At 38.4% G+C, this 20,801-nt stretch carries 14 protein-coding genes, 3 tRNA genes and 2 pseudogenes; 6 read left to right on the top strand and 13 right to left on the bottom strand.

Translation table 11 applies throughout. The annotated features are described in order from the left end of the window. Positions 1–131: 131 nt before the first annotated feature. Both N824_RS31105 and N824_RS31100 read right to left on the bottom strand, forming a co-directional pair. Positions 132–276 (bottom strand) — tRNA-Asp (locus N824_RS31105). Positions 277–333: 57 nt separating this feature from the next. Beyond that, positions 334–441 (bottom strand) — tRNA-Asp (locus N824_RS31100). A gap of 152 nt (positions 442–593) precedes the next feature. Between N824_RS31100 and N824_RS27300 the strand changes: the two genes are divergently transcribed. After that, the gene (locus N824_RS27300; protein WP_048908245.1) at positions 594–1,067 is read left to right on the top strand and encodes an Lrp/AsnC ligand binding domain-containing protein; all 474 of its coding nucleotides are present in this window, start codon (positions 594–596) and stop codon (positions 1,065–1,067) included. A gap of 119 nt (positions 1,068–1,186) precedes the next feature. On the opposite strand, the gene N824_RS27295 is transcribed toward N824_RS27300, so the two are convergent. The 4 genes from N824_RS27295 to N824_RS27280 all read right to left on the bottom strand — a co-directional run bounded on the left by N824_RS27295 (position 1,187) and on the right by N824_RS27280 (position 10,908). Beyond that, complete coding sequence (locus N824_RS27295) at positions 1,187–3,508, bottom strand: Tex family protein (protein WP_048908244.1); 2,322 nt, start codon at positions 3,506–3,508, stop codon at positions 1,187–1,189. A gap of 103 nt (positions 3,509–3,611) precedes the next feature. Beyond that, on the bottom strand, positions 3,612–4,598 hold the full coding sequence (locus N824_RS27290; RefSeq protein ID WP_048908243.1) for a pyruvate dehydrogenase complex E1 component subunit beta: 987 nt from the start codon (positions 4,596–4,598) through the stop codon (positions 3,612–3,614). Positions 4,599–4,729: 131 nt separating this feature from the next. Further along, entirely contained in the window at positions 4,730–7,603 is a 2,874-nt protein-coding gene (locus tag N824_RS27285; RefSeq protein WP_048908242.1) for a PD-(D/E)XK nuclease family protein, read from the bottom strand. Then, the gene (locus N824_RS27280) at positions 7,603–10,908 is read right to left on the bottom strand and encodes an exodeoxyribonuclease V subunit beta (protein WP_048908241.1); all 3,306 of its coding nucleotides are present in this window, start codon (positions 10,906–10,908) and stop codon (positions 7,603–7,605) included. Before N824_RS27280 ends, N824_RS27285 begins: the two co-directional genes overlap by 1 nt. A gap of 130 nt (positions 10,909–11,038) precedes the next feature. On the opposite strand from N824_RS27280, the gene N824_RS27275 reads away from it, so the two are divergent. Further along, positions 11,039–11,578, top strand: a complete 540-nt coding sequence (locus N824_RS27275) for a thioredoxin family protein (protein ID WP_048908240.1) — start codon at positions 11,039–11,041, stop codon at positions 11,576–11,578. A gap of 8 nt (positions 11,579–11,586) precedes the next feature. Here N824_RS27275 and N824_RS27270 read toward each other — a convergent pair whose 3' ends face one another. The 3 genes from N824_RS27270 to N824_RS27260 all read right to left on the bottom strand — a co-directional run bounded on the left by N824_RS27270 (position 11,587) and on the right by N824_RS27260 (position 15,074). After that, entirely contained in the window at positions 11,587–13,293 is a 1,707-nt protein-coding gene (locus N824_RS27270) for a glycoside hydrolase family 3 protein (RefSeq protein ID WP_048908239.1), read from the bottom strand. Positions 13,294–13,547: 254 nt separating this feature from the next. Then, a complete protein-coding gene (locus N824_RS27265; RefSeq protein WP_048908238.1) occupies positions 13,548–14,180 on the bottom strand; it encodes a porin family protein in 633 nt (210 codons plus the stop codon). Positions 14,181–14,459: 279 nt separating this feature from the next. Continuing rightward, positions 14,460–15,074 (bottom strand): porin family protein, encoded by a 615-nt coding sequence (locus N824_RS27260; RefSeq protein ID WP_048908381.1) that lies wholly within the window; start codon positions 15,072–15,074, stop codon positions 14,460–14,462. A 308-nt stretch (positions 15,075–15,382) separates the two neighbouring features. Between N824_RS27260 and glpK the strand changes: the two genes are divergently transcribed. The 3 genes from glpK to N824_RS27245 all read left to right on the top strand — a co-directional run bounded on the left by glpK (position 15,383) and on the right by N824_RS27245 (position 18,001). Continuing rightward, positions 15,383–16,873, top strand: a complete 1,491-nt coding sequence (glpK, locus tag N824_RS27255; RefSeq protein ID WP_048908237.1) for a glycerol kinase GlpK — start codon at positions 15,383–15,385, stop codon at positions 16,871–16,873. Between the two features lie 32 nt (positions 16,874–16,905). Next, positions 16,906–17,637, top strand: a complete 732-nt coding sequence (locus N824_RS27250; RefSeq protein WP_048908236.1) for an MIP/aquaporin family protein — start codon at positions 16,906–16,908, stop codon at positions 17,635–17,637. 154 nt (positions 17,638–17,791) lie between these two features. Beyond that, entirely contained in the window at positions 17,792–18,001 is a 210-nt protein-coding gene (locus tag N824_RS27245; protein ID WP_048908235.1) for a hypothetical protein, read from the top strand. Positions 18,002–18,243: 242 nt separating this feature from the next. Here N824_RS27245 and N824_RS27240 read toward each other — a convergent pair. From N824_RS27240 to N824_RS27230, 4 genes and pseudogenes are all read right to left on the bottom strand, one after another. Next, positions 18,244–18,331, bottom strand: a tRNA-Ser gene (locus N824_RS27240). Between the two features lie 182 nt (positions 18,332–18,513). After that, positions 18,514–18,874: pseudogene (locus N824_RS39375) on the bottom strand (pyruvate kinase alpha/beta domain-containing protein); the annotation flags it as partial. Positions 18,875–19,151: 277 nt separating this feature from the next. Continuing rightward, a pseudogene (locus tag N824_RS39370) lies at positions 19,152–19,823 on the bottom strand (pyruvate kinase); the annotation flags it as partial. Positions 19,824–19,962: 139 nt separating this feature from the next. Continuing rightward, positions 19,963–20,382, bottom strand: a complete 420-nt coding sequence (locus tag N824_RS27230; protein ID WP_048908234.1) for an IPExxxVDY family protein — start codon at positions 20,380–20,382, stop codon at positions 19,963–19,965. Between the two features lie 158 nt (positions 20,383–20,540). Between N824_RS27230 and N824_RS27225 the strand changes: the two genes are divergently transcribed. Then, a complete protein-coding gene (locus N824_RS27225; RefSeq protein ID WP_008508386.1) occupies positions 20,541–20,777 on the top strand; it encodes an acyl carrier protein in 237 nt (78 codons plus the stop codon). Positions 20,778–20,801: the final 24 nt, after the last annotated feature.

Raw genomic sequence — 20,801 nt, 5'->3', positions numbered from 1 at the left:
CAAAAAGGGTGTGATTCATAATCTGAATCACACCTTTTTTGTTTCGGATTTCGGATAAGGTAATAACAAAAAAAGAGTGGCCCTATCCGGGGTCACTCGTTTTTTAACTAACTTATTATTCATAAAAAAACTGGCTGTTGGGGAAGGAGTCGAACCTTCAAGGGGTAGTTAGCTACAGTTCAAAAATTAATTTGTGGTCAACCCATAAACTGCGTTTATCCATTTATCCCCACCACCGAGACAAGAAGGCGTGTCTGCCAATTTCACCACCCAACATTATATAAAGTACTAATTCTTAAGTAGTAGATTTAGGTTGATTTAACTACTTAATAGCTGTAGGGGAAGGAGTCGAACCTTCAAGGAGTGGTTAGCCCTTACGGGTTTTCCAAATTCTCCACCACCGAGACAAGGAGGTGCGTCTGCCAATTTCACCACCCTACAGAGTATAAACAAGTTTTAAAGAACTATTTTTTGTTACTTGCTTGATACAAATGTAACAACAACCTATATACGTTGCAAATATTTTAAACATTTTATTTTATTTTTACGAAATTTCTAATTAACTTAGAATATTGTTACCAAATATCAAAACGATGCTTAAAAAAGAAACCCAAAATTTAGAAATTGATAACCTGGATATTGATATCTTGAAGCAACTGATGCATGATGCAACGAAGCCATACACAGAAATCGCTAAAGATCTGATTGTTTCTGGTGGAACAATACATGTCCGCATGAAAAAACTTCAGGAAATGGGTATCATCAAAGGATCACACCTGATCATTGACCCGCAAAAGGCGGGTTACGACATTTGTGCCTTCCTTGGTATCTATCTTGAAAAAGGAATTCAGTATAAAGATGCTGTAGAACAATTAAGTAAAATTAAAGAAGTTGTAGAGCTTCATTACACCACCGGGGCTTATAGCATGTTTGCTAAGATCATTTGTCGCGATACGAGCCACCTAAGACATGTATTAAATGAAGAAATCCAGGCTGTATCCGGCATACAACGCACGGAAACATTAATCTCTCTTGAAGAAAGTATCAAAAGACAGATTGAATTGTAGTAGTATACAGGATGAAATAAAAGAGCCCGGTGCAATACCGAGCTCTCGTACAAGAAACTTAATTTTGTTAATCTGTCCAACTTTTTGGGGTCACATCAAAATTGATTCGGGCTCTTTTATTATTTAAACATGTTTTTCAATGCTTCAAGCTTCAATTGTAAATCCCCATCTGGTAGCGGCTTATCTTTCTTTCCGCTGTTATTAGTTTGAGGTTTTGACGGCTTTCTATGTTGGTCAGGTTTACCGGCACCTACCGGTTTTTTAAAGTTATTAGGTTTTTGATCTGCCTTTTTAACCTGAGGTTTTGGAGCAGCAGCTGCGGTTTTCATAGAAAGCGAAATCCGCTTTCTTACCACATCCACTTCAACCACCGTAACTTCTACCTTTTGATGAACTTTAACAACATCATTGGCATTGGTTACAAATTTATTGGAAAGCTGACTGGTATGCACCAATCCATCCTGATGAACCCCTATATCTACAAAGGCTCCGAAATTGGTAATATTGGTGACGATGCCAGGCAATTTCATGCCGATCTTTAAATCGGCTATTGCATTTACGCCATCAGTAAAGCTAAATATTTCGAATTGCTCACGAGGATCTCTTCCCGGTTTTGCAAGCTCACTCATAATGTCGTTTAAGGTTGGCAAACCAATTTCTTCACTTACATATTGCTGAAGCTTGATCTGTTTTCTTAACTCGGCATCTTTCATTAGCTGAGCTACACTACAGTTCAGGTCTCTTGCCATTTTATTAACCAGGGCATACCGCTCAGGGTGAACAGCACTCGTGTCAAGCACATGCTCCGCATTTCTAATTCTTAAAAATCCAGCGGCCTGTTCAAAAGCCTTATCTCCTAAACGAGGCACTTTTTTAAGGCTCTCTCTATTTTTAAAAGCACCATGCTCGTTACGGTAAGTTACTATGTTTTGGGCAAGCTGTGGACCGAGCCCAGAAACGTACGCTAAAACTTGTTTCGACGCAGTGTTCAATTCAACCCCTACCGCGTTCACACAACTCATCACAGTGTCATCTAAAGAAGCCTGTAGTTTATTCTGATCTACGTCATGTTGGTACTGTCCCACACCTATAGACTTAGGATCTATTTTAACAAGTTCAGCCAATGGATCCATCAAACGACGTCCAATTGAAACGGCACCACGAACGGTGATGTCCTGAGTAGGAAATTCTTCTCTGGCAACCTCAGAAGCCGAATAGATAGATGCGCCATTTTCATTAACCATTACCACAATTACATCTGCTATAGCCAACCCACGGATAAATACTTCGGTTTCTCTGCCTGCAGTTCCATTTCCAATAGCGATAGCTTCAACATTGTGCTTAGCACATAGCTTTTTGATGGTTTCGGCAGCTTCAAGAACGCCTCTTTGACCATTGTGCGGATAGATAGCAGTATTTTCAAGTAATTTACCTTGCATATCCAAACAAACAACCTTGCATCCGGTACGGAATCCAGGATCTATTGCCAGAACATTCTTTTGCCCCATTGGAGCAGCCAGCAGCAATTGCCTTGCATTCTCTGCAAATACACGGATGGCTTCTTCATCGGCCTTTTCTTTTGAAATACTGCGAACTTCTGTTTCCATTGCTGGTCCCAGCAAACGCTTATAGCTATCCTGTATGGCTAATTTAACCTGAGCTGAGCTGCCATTGTTGCTTTTTACAAACTGCTTCTCCAGAATCTGAATTGCTCCATCTTCCTCAGGCATCGTTTCAAGCTTTAAAATATCCTCATTTTCTCCTCTACGCATTGCAAGGATTCGATGAGAAGGGGCCGATTTAAGTGGCTCGTTCCAGTCAAAATAATCTTTGTATTTGATCCCCTCTTCTTCTTTACCCTTTACAAGGGTCGATTTAAAAACCGCATTGTTTTGAAAATATTTTCGCATTGATGTTCTTGCATCAATGTTCTCATTTATAATCTCTGCAATGATATCTCTGGCTCCTGCAAGTGCTTCATCTGTCGATGACACGCCAAGTTCATCATTAAGAAACTTACCGGCTTCAATTTCCGGATTTTGCTTGCTTTGCTCTAGTAAGGTAATAGCAAGAGGCTCCAAACCTTTTTTACGGGCTTCTGATGCTCTGGTTTTACGTTTTGGTTTATATGGAAGATAAATATCTTCAATGGTAGCAATATTTGTTGCTGCGTTTATTTTTGCTTCAAGCTCTGGCGTAAGTTTTTCAAGCGCAGTAAGTGCTTTTAAAATTGCTTCTCTACGCTTATCGAGCTCACGAAGCTGCTGAAACCTATCGCGGATGGCGGCAACCTGTACCTCATCCAAACTCCCTGTCATCTCCTTGCGGTAACGGGAAATAAAGGGAACAGTTGCTCCTTCATCCAATAATTCAATAGTAGCGATAACCTGCTTTTCCGCTACTGCGAGTTCAGCAGCGATTATTGTAGAGTGATTACTCATTTTGATCTCTATTTGATGTTGTAAAGTACAGTGGGGTCAAAAATAAAAAAAATCCCGCAGAGGGTTTAACCAGCGGGATTATATTTCTTTTAAATAATTAGTCTTATTTTGCTACGTACATAACTTCCTTTACAGCTTTAACTACCTTTTCTGCATTAGGTAAGCTGGCCGCAATAAGAGTTGGTGCATAAGGCAACGGTACATCTGCGCAAGTGATACGCAATACCGGAGCATCAAGATAATCGAAAGCATTTTTTTGGATATTAAATGCAATTTCAGAAGAGATAGAAGCCAATGGCCAAGCCTCTTCAACAATTACCAAACGATTAGTTTTCTTAACAGATTCAATGATAGTTGCATAATCAATAGGACGTACAGTACGTAAATCGATTACTTCAACACTAACACCTTCTTTAGTTAATTCTTCTACAGCTGGGTTTACAACACGAGTAAGCATTTTACCAAAAGTTACGATGGTTACATCAGTGCCTTCTTTTACAACGTTAGCCTTACCCAGAGGGATATAAAACTCACCTTCAGGAACTTCGCCTTTATCACCGTACATAACCTCAGATTCCATGAAGATAACCGGATCCGGATCAATGATAGATTGTTTAAGTAAACCTTTAGCTTCATAAGGAGTAGATGGAACTACAACTTTTAAACCCGGGCAGTTTGCATACCAGTTCTCAAAGTTTTGAGAGTGCTGAGCACCTAACTGACCTGCATTTCCAGTTGGTCCGCGAAATACGATAGGCACAGAAAACTGTCCGCCACTCATAGACAGCATTTTTGCTGCACCATTAATGATCTGATCTATAGCAACCAGAGAGAAGTTAAAAGTCATGAACTCTATGATTGGAACCAATCCGTTCATTGCTGCGCCAATACCTATACCGGTAAAGCCCAACTCAGCTATAGGCGTGTCTATAATGCGTTTGTCGCCAAATTCATCCAACATTCCCTGACTAACTTTATATGCACCATTATATTGTGCAACTTCTTCGCCCATCAAAAAAATGTTTTCATTTTTGCGCATTTCTTCGCTTAAGGCCTCACGTAAAGCTTCTCTAAATTGAATCTCTCTCATTGTATATTCAAATGTTAATTGCGGCAAACTTAGATAAAATTGTTTTTATATGCAATTTATTCGCACCACAGCCCGCCTTTGAAAAGAAAGTTTTACACTTGAAATATATCCATGATGGTTTAATTCCTTAACTATCTCTGACAAATGTCTTTATAAGGGCAATACGAGCAGTTTTCTTTATTCTCAGTTTGCAGAAACGGAATGTTTTCATCAAACAGTTCATTCAGCTTTTCATTTAATTTATCGGCAAACATAGATTTAAACACTTCAAGGCTCTGATCCTGCAATACCAATCCCCCTTTTTGCTTTTCTTTAAATAAAGTACCCTCTTTAAAATCTCTAACGGTATAAAGATGAGGCTCTACATATTGCCGACCTTTAACCTGCTCATATACATACGTGTAGAATAATGTTTGTATAAGCGCTTTGTTATGATCTTTTGCCTGATCCTCGAAAAGAGAAGGGAAATCTTTGTACTTAAGCTGATCTTTGCCTGTTTTATAATCAACGATCCTGATCTTTCCATCTTTTACATCAACGCGGTCAATGATACCATATAGCCAAATATTACGATTCTGCCCCCCCTTGTCTATTGGATAAAGCATCACGTAATCGCTTTTATTTTCAAGTTCCTCTATTTTAAAAGGTGTAAGCTTTTCATCATTTCTTAAAATTTTAAGCGCATACTGCTCTAATACCTGTAATACAATTTGTTGCAAAGCCGGAGTTTGCGTTCCGGCTTTGGCCGCATTAAGCTTTAGTTCTTTAGCCAGTGCAAATTCACAAATGTCTGATAGCTTCTTTTCTCTTTCCTTAATAAAATCGGCTGTTATCTCAGCTCCTACACTGGGCTCATAAAAAACTTCCATTACCGTATGCAGAGCACTTCCAATTAGATTGGCTTCTATTCTATCTGGTAAATCTTTAGGCTCTTTTAGACCGGCAATATTTTTATAGAAAAACCTTAAGGAACAGGTATTATAATCTGTAAACGCAGTAGCAGATATTTTCTTGTCGTACTTCGGGGTAGAGTTTCTTTTGAAATATTTCTCCAGTCCTTTTAATACTTCTCCCTTTTTTTCTACAACAATTTTCAGGTTTCTGGGATTCTCGATTGATTGGTTCTGCTGCACCCTATGCGAAAACGTACATTTGGTTTCGAACTCCAGCTGTTTTACAAAACGACTTTCCTCTCCTGTACTTTTCTCGTCTGTAACACCATTATAAACCAATGTCACCTTTTTGGCAACATGCAGTAACCTATAAAACAGGTAAGCCGAAATTGCATTCTGATGTTCAAGTATAGGAAGGCCAAAAGCACGCCTAATATTATCAGGAATAAATGATGGGTTATTATTGATTTTAGGGAGGATGCCTTCATTTACACCCAAAACGATAAGTTCGTCAAAGTCCAGGTTCCTGCTTTCCAAAAGTCCCATTACCTGCAAACCGGCCAAAGGTTCTCCTTCAAAGGGCACGGTTAATCCTTGAAGTGCTCTTCTGATAAGCTTAAAAACAAACCTCGGATTCAAATCCTTTGCTCCCTCTGCTTTTAGCTCTTCAAAACTATCTGTAAGTGCATTAAGTGCTTTGACTGCTTCGGTAGATAACAAGCTATCCATTCTCTGCAACTTACTTTCTTCTGAAACGTATAACAATACACTTGCAAGATGCCTTATCGTTGTAAAGGAATCGGCAAAAGAGTTGAACGTGATGGTTGCGATCTTGCCTATACGCAAGAGTTCGGTTCTATCAAAAGATACCTTTTTTTCATCAACGATCTTGTTATGCAACTCATTGCGTAAATCCGGATCTATAGGAATCAACGGATTAAAAAGGAAAGATAAAACATGCTTATAATTAACCTCTGCATCAGACAACAAGGCTTCCTGAATACTGAGCCAAAGATCACATAAGCCATATAAGGCCGATTGCTCAAAGGGATAGCCCATAGTAACATTCACACTATCGTCATCAATAGTTTGCAAAGCCGGGATTAACAACTTCTCATCGGCTAGAATAATTGCTTTTCCGCCTGCTCTTTTAGCTCCATTTTCTGATAAAAGTTCCGAAAGCAACTTGCCCTGAGCAACATTACCCAGAGCCTGCACAACAACAAATTCCTTTGCCGCATCGTTCAGTCTTGCCGGCGCAAATTTAAACTGGTTAACCAGTCCAACGGTATGTATATTTCTTCTAATAAAATGTCCGGCTTCCTGCAATGGATTTGAAAAATAATGCGCATCTACATCAAAATAGAAAGAACACCATCCTTTTTCCTGCCATTGCTTAAAAAACTGCTCTTCTGCTTTCGACAAAGCATTGAAACCAACAAATACAGTATGCTTAAATGTTTTTAAAAATTCAGGATCGGAGTGCTTACCTTCTGCAAGGTTACGGTACATCTTGGCATTGGTAACCAGATTTTCTTTAGCTAATCTCGAGTGAAAATTAACATAAAGTAACGGCATTCTTTGCCATAACTCTATAAACCTCTCCTGCATTTGGTTCTGCTTTTTTGCAGAAAAAGAGCCCCAGAAAGTTCGCATAAACTGTAATTGCTCCTCGTCAAAGTTTGGAAATTGCAATTGCAGTTCGGCTATATCTTCAATTAAGCCAAATATCTCTTCAGCATTTGCCAGATAATAATCTACCTGACTAAAATCGCCAAGAATAATTTCTGCCAGTGGATAAAACTCATCCGGCGAAACATCTTCTTTACCCTCTCCTCTTAATAATTCATTATAACAGGTATATAAAACAAAGAATTGTTTAAGCTGACCTGCAGGAACAAGTGCTGTTCCTCGCGAAAGAAATTCCTGAATAGTATACATCTGAGGGCTCCAAATTGGCTTACCACTCACCTCTGCAAGGTATTTCTTTAGGTATAGCTGAGGCCTTTTATTATTAAAAACAATGGCGACATCCTGTAATTCATTAGCAAAACGTTCTAAAAGATCGGCAGCAACCCTGTTCAAAAACTTTCCTTCGTTCACACTTTCCATTACGATACTTTTAATAATTTTCCTGTTTCGGCATACCAGATGTAGGCATCTATTTGTTTAAACTCATCCATTTTCAACAGATTTTCCCTGTAATGATTGATGTCGTCTATATATTTATTATGAGGTGCCCCAAATTTAAAATCGAGCAAAACAGCCTTATCCTCCATTACAAAAAGCTTATCCGGACGTTTCACTTCCCCCCCCTCCAAAATCATATCTCTCTCACTAATTATACTTTTAGAATTCCTAAACCATTCTGCTATTTCCTGCTGATTAACCACATCTATAACCGCTTGCTTTACTTCGTCGCGCTCACTACGCCTGATCAGGCCTTCCTGCATTTTTACCGCGATCAATTTATCAAGTTCTTTTAAATCTGTAATGGTTTCCAGAATACTATGTAACACCACTCCTTTTCTTTGCCGGGCATTAAACCAGCCATCGTCATTATTCCTTTGGTAATTAAACTTAGAGGTCAGGCGCTCATTCACGTAATAATTAGACACCTTTATGGCGCTTTCATTAATCTCAGATTCTATTTTAACTGCAGGCCTTAATTCTCCAAAAGACATCAGGTTTTCTTCAAGTACAAAGCCGGATTCGTCTTCATTTTTAAAAAGGTTCAACAATATATTCTGAAGCTCGTTTTTAGCCGTGCTTTCCTTTTTCTTCTCTACAGTTGTTGTTTTAGGGCATACCAGATATAAATATTCCCTCGCTCTGGTGGTTGCTACATATAATGTATTTAGGGCATCCATGTAGTTGAGCAGCATTTCTTCAAAGTACTCGCGCGCAAACGATGTAGACGCAAGTTTACTACTATAATCCACCGGCAAAGTATTAAAACTTTCAAACCCTGCCTGTCCGGCATTTACCCATAGTATTTTCTTAATAAATCCACTTGGGATATTTAATTTCCAGTTTAAAAATGGAATAATTACCGCCTTAAACTCTAATCCTTTCGATTTATGAATGGTCATGATTTGCACCGCATCCTGGTCATCAGCATTAGGCAAAGCTTTATTTAAGCCTTCTTCATCCCACCATTCCAGGAACCTACCCAGACCCTGATCACCTCCTCCGGCAAAAACACCTATCTGATCCCTAAGCGCCATAATAAAAGGAATATGATTTTCATTCCGACCGGTCCCCAATCCGAAAAACTGCACCATTCTTTCCATTAAGCTGGTCATAGGCAATTGCCTGAAACTCTCAAAACCACTACAGAATTCCTCTGGGAAATACACCGTAAGGTTTTGAACAGGCTGATTAGCAATAACCATCCAGTCCTGAGCAGTTAACGCTACTTTCTGTTCTATCCCATCCGGGTTGTTGATCTGGGTATAGAGCCTTGCACATATAGCCCTATAAATAGCCTGTTCATCCTCTCTTGCCACCAACATTCGAAATATATTGATCAGCAACTGGACGGCAAGGTTAGACGATATCTTTAAAGCATCTCCGGAAATAACCTGAAACGTTTTGCCCGCAGCGGCCGATAAATCATCTTGTCTATCTAATAAGGCTGAAATCATTATTTCTGCCTCTCGATTAGTCTTTACCAACACACAAATATCTTTCATGAAAAAACCATGAACAGCTAACAGTTCAATGATTTTGTTAACGGAATGTACAGCTGCAACAGGACTTTCATCCTCTGCCTCTGCGTCATCTTCCTTGTTCAGAAATTGTATCTCGATTTTACCCCCCGTTAGCGTTTGAGGAGTAACGTTTTGAAAGCTCCCTTCATAAGCGCTATCAATAATCTGGTTATACTCCTGATTCCAATAACTTAAAAGATCTTCTCTCTCAGTCTCTGCCAGGATTCCATTGAGTTGTCTTTGCAAAATAGATGGCAAATGACTGTACAGAAAATTGTTAAATGCAATCACATTAGCTGTACTTCTCCTGTTAAACTCCAGGTTCTCTTCTATAACATTATGCGCTTGTACATCATGTCTTACATTACTATGCAAAATGCGCCAGTCACCGCTACGCCACCGATATATCGACTGCTTTACATCACCTACAATGAGGTGCTCGGTAGTACTCCCTTCAAATTCTGACAGCGCATTTCTGATAAGCGGCAAAAAATTAAGCCACTGCATGGTGCTGGTATCCTGAAATTCATCAAATAAAAAATGCTTATACCTATTTCCTGTTTTTTCCCAGATAAAGGAAGGATTTTCAGCATCTGCTCCTGTTATGCCAACCAATAGCTGTTGGGCATCACTGATAAGGAGTGCTTTATTTTCGGCCCTGTAATTCTTTAATTGCTGTGCCATTTCCTGCATCAACCGTAAATAAGAACTGTTTTTATGAATAGCCAGCCATGTTGAGTATTGTTCAGCACCTTCTTGATAAAAGTCAACGATTTTCTTTAAGCCCGGATTAAGGTCATCATACAACTGCCTTACGCCTGATGTATCCTTTAATGAGGTATGCGGCCACTGCTCAAAATCATCAACCATATTGGCCAGTGCAGGAAGAATACTATAATCTTCATTCAATATCTTATCCAGCTTTAACAAAGGGTTAACAGATTTACGTGCCAGTTCTTCGGGCAAAACACCAGAAAGATCGAATATGTATTTCAGATCCGTAGCTTGATCAAACAAGGTTTTATTAAATGCTTTTATCCCTGAGGTTACGGTATGTTTTAAAGCATTGAATGCTGCTGACCTATCTTCTCCCATAAGCAACATCGCTTCCTGAAAAGGATAGTATCGTTCTTTAAAAATCTCATTAGCCAGATCCTTTAACGCACGCTGATAATTCCAGTCCTTACCATCACTTATCCGGTCTATGGCAAGTGCCGTTACCCATTCCAGCAATTCAGGATCAGCTTCCATCTGTAAATTCAGTGCCTTAACCAGTTCTTCTTTTACTTTATCATGGTTCATCTCCAGCTTATATCCACTGTCCAGATTGAGTTCAAAAGCAAAGCTTCGAATTACCTTTTGAACAAAACCATCAATTGTGCTTACAGAGAACCTACCAAAATCATGAAGAATATTGCTGTAAATTATCTGTGCTTTTGCTTTAATCTGCTCATCAGAAAGCTCAGGATAGCTAGCCTTTAAAAGTGGCTTAAAATCTGAGGGGTCGCCTTTTGCGATCGCCTGTAAGGCTCCCAATATCCGCTCCTTCATCTCGGCCGTTGCCTTATTTGTAAAGGTAACTGCAAGAATTTCTCTGTATTTACCCGGGCCGCTAAATAAAAGTGTAAGGTAATGCAGGGTTAGGCTAAAAGTCTTACCCGATCCGGCAGATGCTCTAAGCAATTTTAAAGGTTGTTGAGGCATTACGTAAAGCTATAACTTATTTAGAAAAATATGGCTACAAATAAAATCTACTATTTAACTAGAGAATATTAAACTGGTATTACAATTGATGTTAGCTATTCTATTAATTTTGCAATTAAATTATTGAACAATGAAAAGGATAGCCTTAATACTACTTGTTGCCATAGCAACTGTAGGCGCAAGCTCTGCACAAGAGAAAAAAGAAGCGGTGCATATATATAATCCACAGGCCAATGCCCGCGCAGATATTGATGGCGCTGTAGCTAAAGCTAAAAAAGAGGGGAAACATGTGTTTTTGCAAATTGGCGGTAACTGGTGCAGCTGGTGTATTGCTTTTCATAAAATGGTAGACAATACGCCTGAATTAAAACGATTCATTAACGACAACTACGAAGTTGTTTTGGTGAACTATAGCCCGGAAAATAAAAACGAGGCTGTGCTTGCCAGCCTTAATTACCCACAACGTTTCGGATTCCCTGTTTTTGTAATACTTGATGGTAGCGGGAAATTACTGCATACTCAAAATTCTGCTTACCTGGAAACGGATGAGAAAGATACAAACGGCAAAAAGAAAACGGGACATAGCGTGAAAGCTGTTACCGACTTCTTGAAAAACTGGACGCCAAAAGCAGTTGATCCGGAATCTTATAAACAACAAAAAGCAAAGTAATTTAACAATTACTCTTTGTCGCCATACTTAAAGAAAGTATTCACAGTAACGGGCAGTCTCCCTGTAGGAATCAGTTGATTCTTAATTACAGATGCTGCTGCTTTTTGCATGAAGTCCTCTTTTTGATAGGCTACTATAAGCCCCTTGCTGTTCTCAAGACCAGGCAATGCCGATAGGTTATACGGATTGGCAAACAAAGCAAAAATTGCATTACTTAACGACATATCCTTAATAAACATCTTTAAGTCGTTACTTAAAATCATCCCGTTTCCAGGCCTGATACGAGTATCATGAATGCCAATAATTACCTGATCAAAAACATTAATATATCTCAAAATTTTTGCAATAGCTGTAGCATTGGCATTCCTGTCCAATGTATAGAATACTGAATTTTTATAGTACGCACCTAAATCACGTTGAAAATCTGTAACTCCAGGTGTGCCTAAGCTGATGATTACCGTTCTTCTATCCTTAGACAACTGACTAATGTTTGCCTTTCCTCTTAACAGGGTCATAGAGGCATCAGCTAGTTTTTGCAAAAGCACCCTACTTTCTGATCTGTTTACATCAGCAACCACATTTCTTTCATTAATTGAATCGCGGACATTTAGGCCCGCCCAATATTTAGCAGTAAGGATCTTTTTAACACTTTCATCAATTCTGTCCATACTTATTCGATCCTGTCTAACCGCTTTACGAACCAGTTTTATTGCTCTATCGCTATTTTCTGAAAGTTCCAGAATATCGTTGCCTGCAATTACACCCATTACATCAGCTTCTCCGTCCTTAAAATATTTAACCACCCCTTTCATACCCATAGCGTCAGAAATAATCAGTCCCTTAAAACCCAATTCCTGCTTTAAAATACCAGTAACAATGGGCTTCGATAAAGTTGAAGGCATATTTTGTGTATTATCTAATGCCGGAATATTCATGTGTGCAATCATAACACCTGCAGCACCCTGACGGATCAATTCCCTAAACGGATAAATCTCCAAACTATCCAAACGGGCTTTAGAAAACTTCAGTTGAGGAAGATCATAATGAGAATCTACATCGGTATCACCATGCCCGGGAAAATGTTTAATACTAACCAACAAGCCTCCATCCTGCATCCCCCTCATATATTCACCCGCCTTGGTGGCTACATTGTATTTATTTTCTCCGAAAGAACGATAATTTATAACAGGATTTTTAGGATTATTATTTACATCAACATCTGGTGCAAGATTCATGTGCATACCAATGCGTTTATAATCTTTTGCCACTTCCAATCCCATTTTATAAAGCAGTTCTTTATCCTGAATAGCTCCTAAAGCCATTTGGTAAGGATAAGAGATAGTGCTATCCAAACGCATCCCCAAGCCCCACTCTCCATCAGAAGTAATCAATAAGGGTACTCTTGATAGAGACTGGTATTGATTTGTTAAAATAGCTTGTCGGCCAGGACCTCCCTGAAAAAACACCAAACCACCAACATCTTCCTTTTTAATTACATTGGCAATAGAATCTTCATAAGCCTTCCCCAGATTGGTATGCGCCCTTACAAAGAACATTTGGGCAATTTTCTGACGTCTGTTCAATTTATTGAATACAGAATCAACCCATTGATTCTTCTCTGTTAAAGTTTGTAAATAAGATTTTTTTTGAGCCTTTGTTGACGATACTGAGATAGATAAAAGGAAGGTAGCAATAAGCAGATGTTTAACGTTCATTACGGCAGTGGATTGTTTAAATTTCAAAGTTATAAAAAAAAGCACCCTATTCAGGATGCTTTTTAAGGTTAAATAGGAATATTATCCTCACACACAATTAGGGATTAATTTCTTTCCTGCTCTCGTTGGTTATCTTTTTGAAGTATGATGGAGAAGCAGATGCCTCTTTCATAACTTTTTAAAGTTACATGCAATTTTTGATATTCTTGCAAGGACCTCAATTTCTTTCACTTACACTTCAAAAACCGGCCAACTTAAAAAGTGTAACCTAATGACAATGCAAATCCTTTATTCTTAATCTTATCCTGATTTACATCATCCTTAAGTGCTTTTTGGAAGTCCATCATATATCGTGCGTTCACATTGATATTTGGTGTGATACTATAGCCCAGACCAACTACACCACCGGCCAACGACTTACTAAAATTCTCTGTGTCGGTCGATTCTCCCTCAATACCATTATTAAGTGCACCTGTTGATTTTTGTGAAAGAAGGAATGATACCTGAGGGCCTGCAAATACAGTTAACTCTGGCGTAGCCTTATATCCGATTAATACAGGAATGTCTATGTAAGACACTTTAGTATCAAAATCAAGACCGTTTTCACTTAATTTAGCTCCCTTTTGTATAAACATCGCTTCTGGTAAGAAGGCAAACCCTCCGCCCATTGGTAAATCGGCATAAATACCTGCCTGAAATCCGACTCTTGAGTCTGTTGAATAATCTTGGCCACCCCCCTGGATTTTGCCCATATTCATCAAGTTGGCACCGGCTCTAATACCGAAGCTCATTTTGTCATTCGCAGCCGACTGTGAAGTCTGTGCATTTGCCTTAAAAGCTAAACTACTTACTGTTAGTCCTAGTCCTATAATGAATAATTTTTTCATAGTTTTCTATTTAAAATTCACAGGGTGTATTGTAATAACCATGCCAAAGAAACCAAAACCAACGATTAAAAGGGAAGCAAGAAACCAGACAAACAACTCATTTTCTGATATTTACAAACAAAACCACGTATTCATCAAAACCTAGTAAACTAGCGCGTTGTGAGTGTCTCGGATTTGATACACTCTAGTGAGATTAGCTTAAATAAAAGGGCCTGATCAGTTATGTACTGATCAGGCCCTTTTTCAAAAATCGAGTATTTAATTCTCCAACCCAAACAATTAGAATTTCAATCCTAACCCAACAGAGAACACCTGGTTCTTATATTCTGGAGTTTCCTTTGATCCATTCTCGTTGTTTTTCTGGAAATCCAATGCATAACGACCATGAAGGTCTATCTTATCAGTTACATCGTATCTAAATCCAATTACACCACCAACCAGGCTTTTCTTAAATCTATCTGATTTATCTTCAATGATTGTTTCTTCAGCAGCTCCAAATCCATTTTCAAATTTGTTTTTAGTTGAAGTAAGGAAAGATACCTGAGGACCAACCACTAAATTCAATCCTGAACCACCAACGTTAATACTTGCTAAAATAGGAATATCAATAAAATGAGTAGTTTGCGTAAATTCACCAAAAGGAGTCTCTGCTTTATACCCTTTTGTAGAATATAGTAACTCCGGAGTAAATGCCAATCCTTTAATCAGATTGATATCTAAAGTAATACCCGCATTAAAACCAGGATTAACTTTTGTTTTAAAATCATTATTACCGTCACCCTTAATAATGTTCGGTAAGTTTAAGCCTCCCTTAACACCCAATCTAATCGGGCTCTGTGCATTTGCTGCACCGGCTACAAATAGGCCTATGGCCAAAACAATTAATTTTTTCATTTTGTGTAGTTTTTTCATGTTCATCAGAAAGAAATGTGCCAATTTTAAAAACAACGCCATCATATCCCCTTTAAATACTGGTTACCACTCGTTTAAAACTTGTTACAACATTCATTTTTGCTTACAAATATTATCTTTCAATTAGTTTGCTCCCTATTAAATTGTATCTAATTTGATACAAACAATTAAATACAGACCTTCCTAAAACTATAGCATAGAAAAACAAATAATTTCACACTACTTGCTTTTACTTTCGATAATGATTTCTTATACTTACGTTTTATTACACATTATTCCAAATATAAAGTATGAATAAATATATTCTATCCTTTGACCAGGGAACTACAAGTTCGAGAGCAATTGTTTTTGATAAAGAAGGGAGCATCATTTCAATTGCACAAAGAGAGTTTAAGCAAATATATCCTCAACCAGGATGGGTAGAACATAATGCTACCGAAATTTGGTCTAGCCAGGTTGCGGTAGCAACCGAAGCGATCATAAAAGCAAGTATCACACCTAACGACATCGCTGCTATTGGCATAACGAATCAGCGGGAAACAACAGTACTATGGGACAGAAAAACCGGAGAACCACTACACAACGCCATTGTCTGGCAAGACAGACGCACATCTGCCTACTGTGACGAATTAAAAGCACAAGGGCTGGCCAAAACCGTACAGGAAAAAACGGGACTTATTATAGATGCTTATTTCTCGGCAACAAAAATCAGATGGATACTGGAAAATGTTCCCGGAGCAAGAGAAAAAGCTGAAGCAGGAGACATCGCCTTTGGAACTATAGATTCGTGGCTGATATGGAAGCTAACTGATGGCAGAGTCCATGTTACCGATGTGACCAATGCATCAAGGACAATGATTTATAACATCCACACCCTAGACTGGGATCAGGAATTGCTTGACCTTTTTAACATCCCGCGCAACATCCTTCCCGAAGTAAAATCATCGAGTGAAGTTTATGGTGAAACCACAGGCAATGTCCTTGCAGCTAAAATACCTATTGCAGGCATAGCTGGCGACCAACAAGCCGCTCTTTTTGGTCAAATGTGCACAGAAGTAGGTATGGTTAAAAACACTTATGGAACCGGATGCTTTATGCTGATGAATATTGGAGATAAGCCTATCGTATCGCAAAACAACCTGGTAACTACCATTGCCTGGAAAATAAACGGAAAAGTACAGTACGCGTTAGAAGGAAGTATATTTATAGGAGGTGCAGTTGTACAATGGCTAAGGGATGGGCTAGGCTTAATTGCCACATCTGCCGATGTAGAAGAACTAGCTTTAAGGGAAGAAGACACGGGTGGCGTATACCTTGTTCCTGCATTCGCAGGTCTTGGGGCTCCACATTGGAATCAGGATGCCAGAGGCACCATTACGGGAATTACCAGGGGCACAAATGCCTCTCACCTTGCCAGAGCAGCCATTGAAAGCATTGCTTTCCAAACAATGGAGGTTTTAAAGGCTATGGAAGCAGATTCAGGACTTAGAATTAAAGAGTTAAGAGTAGACGGAGGCGCAACCGCCAACGACATACTTATGCAATTTCAGGCTGATGTGCTTGAAACAACAGTAATCAGACCCCAGGTAACAGAGGTTACCGCCTTGGGGGCAGCGTACCTGGCAGGTTTGGCTGTGGGCTACTGGAGCAGCATGGACGACATTAGTGGTCAGTGGAAAATAGATAAAAGCTTTAAAGCCGGAAAGGCAAAAAATATAGAAGAGCGTATCAAAGGATGGAATAGAGCTGTAAAAGCGGCAAAAGCATACGCTGAAAATTAACCAAACGAATAACTTATTTAAATCTTATCAGCATGTCTGCATTTTCAGCCGAAATCCTCGGCACTATGTTTATGATTTTATTGGGCAACGGTGTTGTTGCTAATGTCGTTCTAACCGGAACTAAAGGAAATAATGGGGGCTGGATGGTAATTACCACAGCCTGGGCGCTCGCTGTATTTGTAGGCGTTGTAGTTGCCGGCCCATATAGCGGAGCTCATCTTAATCCAGCCGTAACAATTGGTTTGGCAATTGCAGGAAGGTTTAACTGGGCAGATGTCCCCTCTTATATTGCCGCTCAATTTATAGGCGCAATGCTGGGATCATTTCTGGTCTGGCTTTTATTTAAAGATTTCTATAAAGGAACTGAAGATAAAGGGGCAAAACAGGCTACCTTTTGCACAGCACCAGCTATACCAAATACCATTTCAAATCTGATTAGTGAAATAATAGGCACTTTTGTGCTGATTTTTGTGATATTTCATTTTACAGACGCATCATTAGGTACAGATAGATCTCCAATTGGCTTGGGCTCTGTTGGCGCTATACCTGTAGCCTTCCTGGTTTGGGTTATTGGACTATCTCTTGGTGGTACAACAGGATATGCCATTAATCCGGCAAGGGATCTTGGCCCCCGAATTATGCACGCCATACTTCCTGTTGCAGGTAAAGGTGGAAACAACTGGAGTTATGCCTGGATACCGGTATTAGGGCCGATTATAGGTTGTTCACTGGCCGCTTTGTTATATTTATGTATAAAAATTTAGTTTTTGGGACCGTAGCGGTGTACTGTTTAAATTGAGGTTAAAATATTACATTAGAGTAAATTTTTTTGTGTTGACAAATTATAGATTTTTATACCTTTGTAATAGGGATAAGTCTATTCATTAGACATACTAAACAAATATAAATTAACGCTCTATGGCCAAACACATACTATTATCGTATGAACCAGATCCAAGTACAGCACATAATGCCGTTGGTATCATATACATATTAAAGATACAACGCATAACCTGGTGGGGCTTAAGAAAACGTATTATCGAACATCACGCGCTAATCCCATTTCATTCAGACTCCCAAAAGTATTTTGACGCCTGGGATGCAGATATTGGCAAGGAAATCAAATAACTTAAACATAAACTAGCGTAGTTTATAGCCGGATTTTACTTGAGTGCCAAAAGGCTAACAAACGACAAAAGGTCGTTCAGAGTCGTATCAAAGTCATTCAAGAGTCGTTGGTAAGTCGTTTAAATAATATAGCAGAACTACTCCTTTTCAGAATAATTCCTTTGATCTTATATTCCGGAGAGATGCTTTAGAAAACAAAAAGAGGGTGTACGCCCTCTTTTTATTTTTCAATCCTTTACATGCGGAGAGTGAGAGATTCGAACTCTCGATACCCTTTTGAGGTATACACACTTTCCAGGCGTGCTCCTTCAACCACTCGGACAACTCTCCTTTTTTCAGGATTGCAAAAGTAGGATTTTTTTTTTCTNTTACTGAATATTAATCAATAACAGTGATTTTTAACATATTWRTKWTRCSKYKMYSWYCSAKWKSWAYASYMKYWSYSTWMAYRANCRCNTCTYCYKNTYTTARCNNTTTNGTATNTNSCTKAWSCWSRCTRWTWWCATCWWSAWWSRWMTCATCAGTACTTTCAAATTTGTCATAGTAAAAACCTTGAACACCCCAAAGAAGGCTCAAAGTATTTAATAGAGATCTGTTACTGGTGAAGATATAAGTTAAAGCCTTAGGTCTGTGGCTTGAAATTTCAAATGCAGTATATCCGCTCACAGTCATAGAGACGATACCAACTGCGTTTGTTTGTTTAGACAGGAAACAAGCAGTATCGCAAACTGCATCGCTTAAGAAGCTCTCAGATTTCGGTTTAAGGAACTTTTCAGGGTGGAATGGATAGTTATTGGTTTCGATGTTCTGAATGATCTTCTGCATCGTCTCAATAACGATAAGCGGAAACTCACCTACTGAGGTCTCGCCACKWWGYANKAMYGSATNWGSRCYWTCANNWWYRKWSKTARYRMYRWMRWYAWCYTYWGSANRMRKTRKCSTARGTGWWGTAANNATMCNSTYCWWCATTTSSKWSGCAAKAATNYAYMGGWWWTGAWGNNCRGMTYTACATNYWYKTACRATNAYTTTTTGTAAMRAWGKAAMWKCWTCSWWWGGCATKTNAAMTCCNYWSKTCANNYCMYRKGCANNMYYRYGWTRCCATSAKRRWMAGCWRYAAWTNNRYSWRTWWTYGMAAYTNNSCTTMARGNWTTTCGATTTTTGCGATTACACGAGCAGTTTTACCTCTTTGTTTGATGATGTCTTTTAATTCAATAATGTCTTCAGCATTACGAACAAATGAAAGCCCAATCCATTCTACATCGTTTTCGAGAACAAACTCAAGGTTTTTTCTGTCTTCAACTGTAAGAGAAGGAATAGAAACTTTTGTATTGGGTAAATTCACCCCTTTTCTTGAGGTAAGAATACCACCGTGAACTATTTCGCAAAGAACTTCGTCTTTAAGGTTAGTTTCGATAACACGCATTTGCAGCTTACCATCATCTAAAAGGATGATTTCGCCAGCTTTTACATCTTTTGGAAAAGTATCGTAAGTGATGTAAATCCGTTCTTCATTTCCTATGCATTCTTGCGTAGTAATGATGGTACGGTTTCCATTAACTAAGTTAATACCACCATCCTTAACCATACCAATTCTAATTTTAGGTCCCTGTAAATCGGCAAGGATACCTACATTATAATTGTATTTTTCATTGATATTACGAATGGTATCCAATACTTCCTGATGATCTGCCTGAGAACCGTGAGAAAAATTTAAACGGCAAACGTCTAATCCGGCGTTAAACATACTGTATAAAACTTCCGGTTTAGCTGAAGCAGGGCCCAGGGTGGCCACAATTTTTGTTCTGGAATGAAATGGTTTCATTTAGTTACTTAAATTTATTATTGACGGGCAAATCGATGATTTTTCACATAAAAAACCCATGCCCGTCTGATTATTAATGTTATTTGTCTGATAATGTAAGTTCAAATATAGTGTATTTAATACACCTACAATATAAAATTTACATTATCAAATTTTCCCTCGACTTCAATTTGCGTGGATCTATCTGCGCAGCTACCTGAATATCAGGTAGTTTATTCAATCCATTGATTATAAAATTAAGATCTTCTTTATCAATGTACTGATGAATAATCATAAAAAAATCTACTTTATTCATTTCAGGAATTAAAAACCCTTCGGCATTTCGGTTGTTAAGGATATAATATTCAATTTCACCTTGTTCAACGTAAAAATAATACTTTGAAAACGGTAATGGGTCTTCATCAATATTAAAGTAAACCTCGTGATCCTCAACCTTTTCAAAATTAAAATTAAGACTAGTATTTACTTTATGACAAAGCATATAATCCTTTAGCGATGCAGTAATGGCAATTAGTACAAAATCGAGGTCTAACGATAGTTTTAAATAAGTTTTGTTCAAAACGCAGTATATTTACGGGATTACGAAATTATAAAACTAATTTTACTTTAATGTTCGAAATAAAAACATTAAAATTGATAGAGAAATAAAAACATTTGAAATGTGTAAGAATTTATTTTTCTTTGCACTGAATTATTTAACCATTAAATTATAACATTATGTCTGATATTGCTTCAAGAGTTAAGGCTATTATCGTTGAAAAATTAGGTGTGGATGAAAGCGAAGTTACACCAGAGGCTTCTTTCACTAACGATTTAGGTGCGGATTCTTTAGATACAGTAGAACTTATTATGGAGTTTGAAAAAGAATTCAATGTAGCAATCCCTGATGATCAGGCTGAGACCATTGGTACAGTTGGTCAAGCAATTGCTTACTTAGAAAAAAACGTTAAGTAAAATACGGTCTCCGTATAATCCGTA

Source organism: Pedobacter sp. V48, from assembly GCF_000523515.1.
Lineage (GTDB): Bacteria > Bacteroidota > Bacteroidia > Sphingobacteriales > Sphingobacteriaceae > Pedobacter.
The sequence above is the reverse complement of the archived record's forward strand: the minus strand, read 5'-3'. Positions and strand labels throughout refer to the sequence as shown.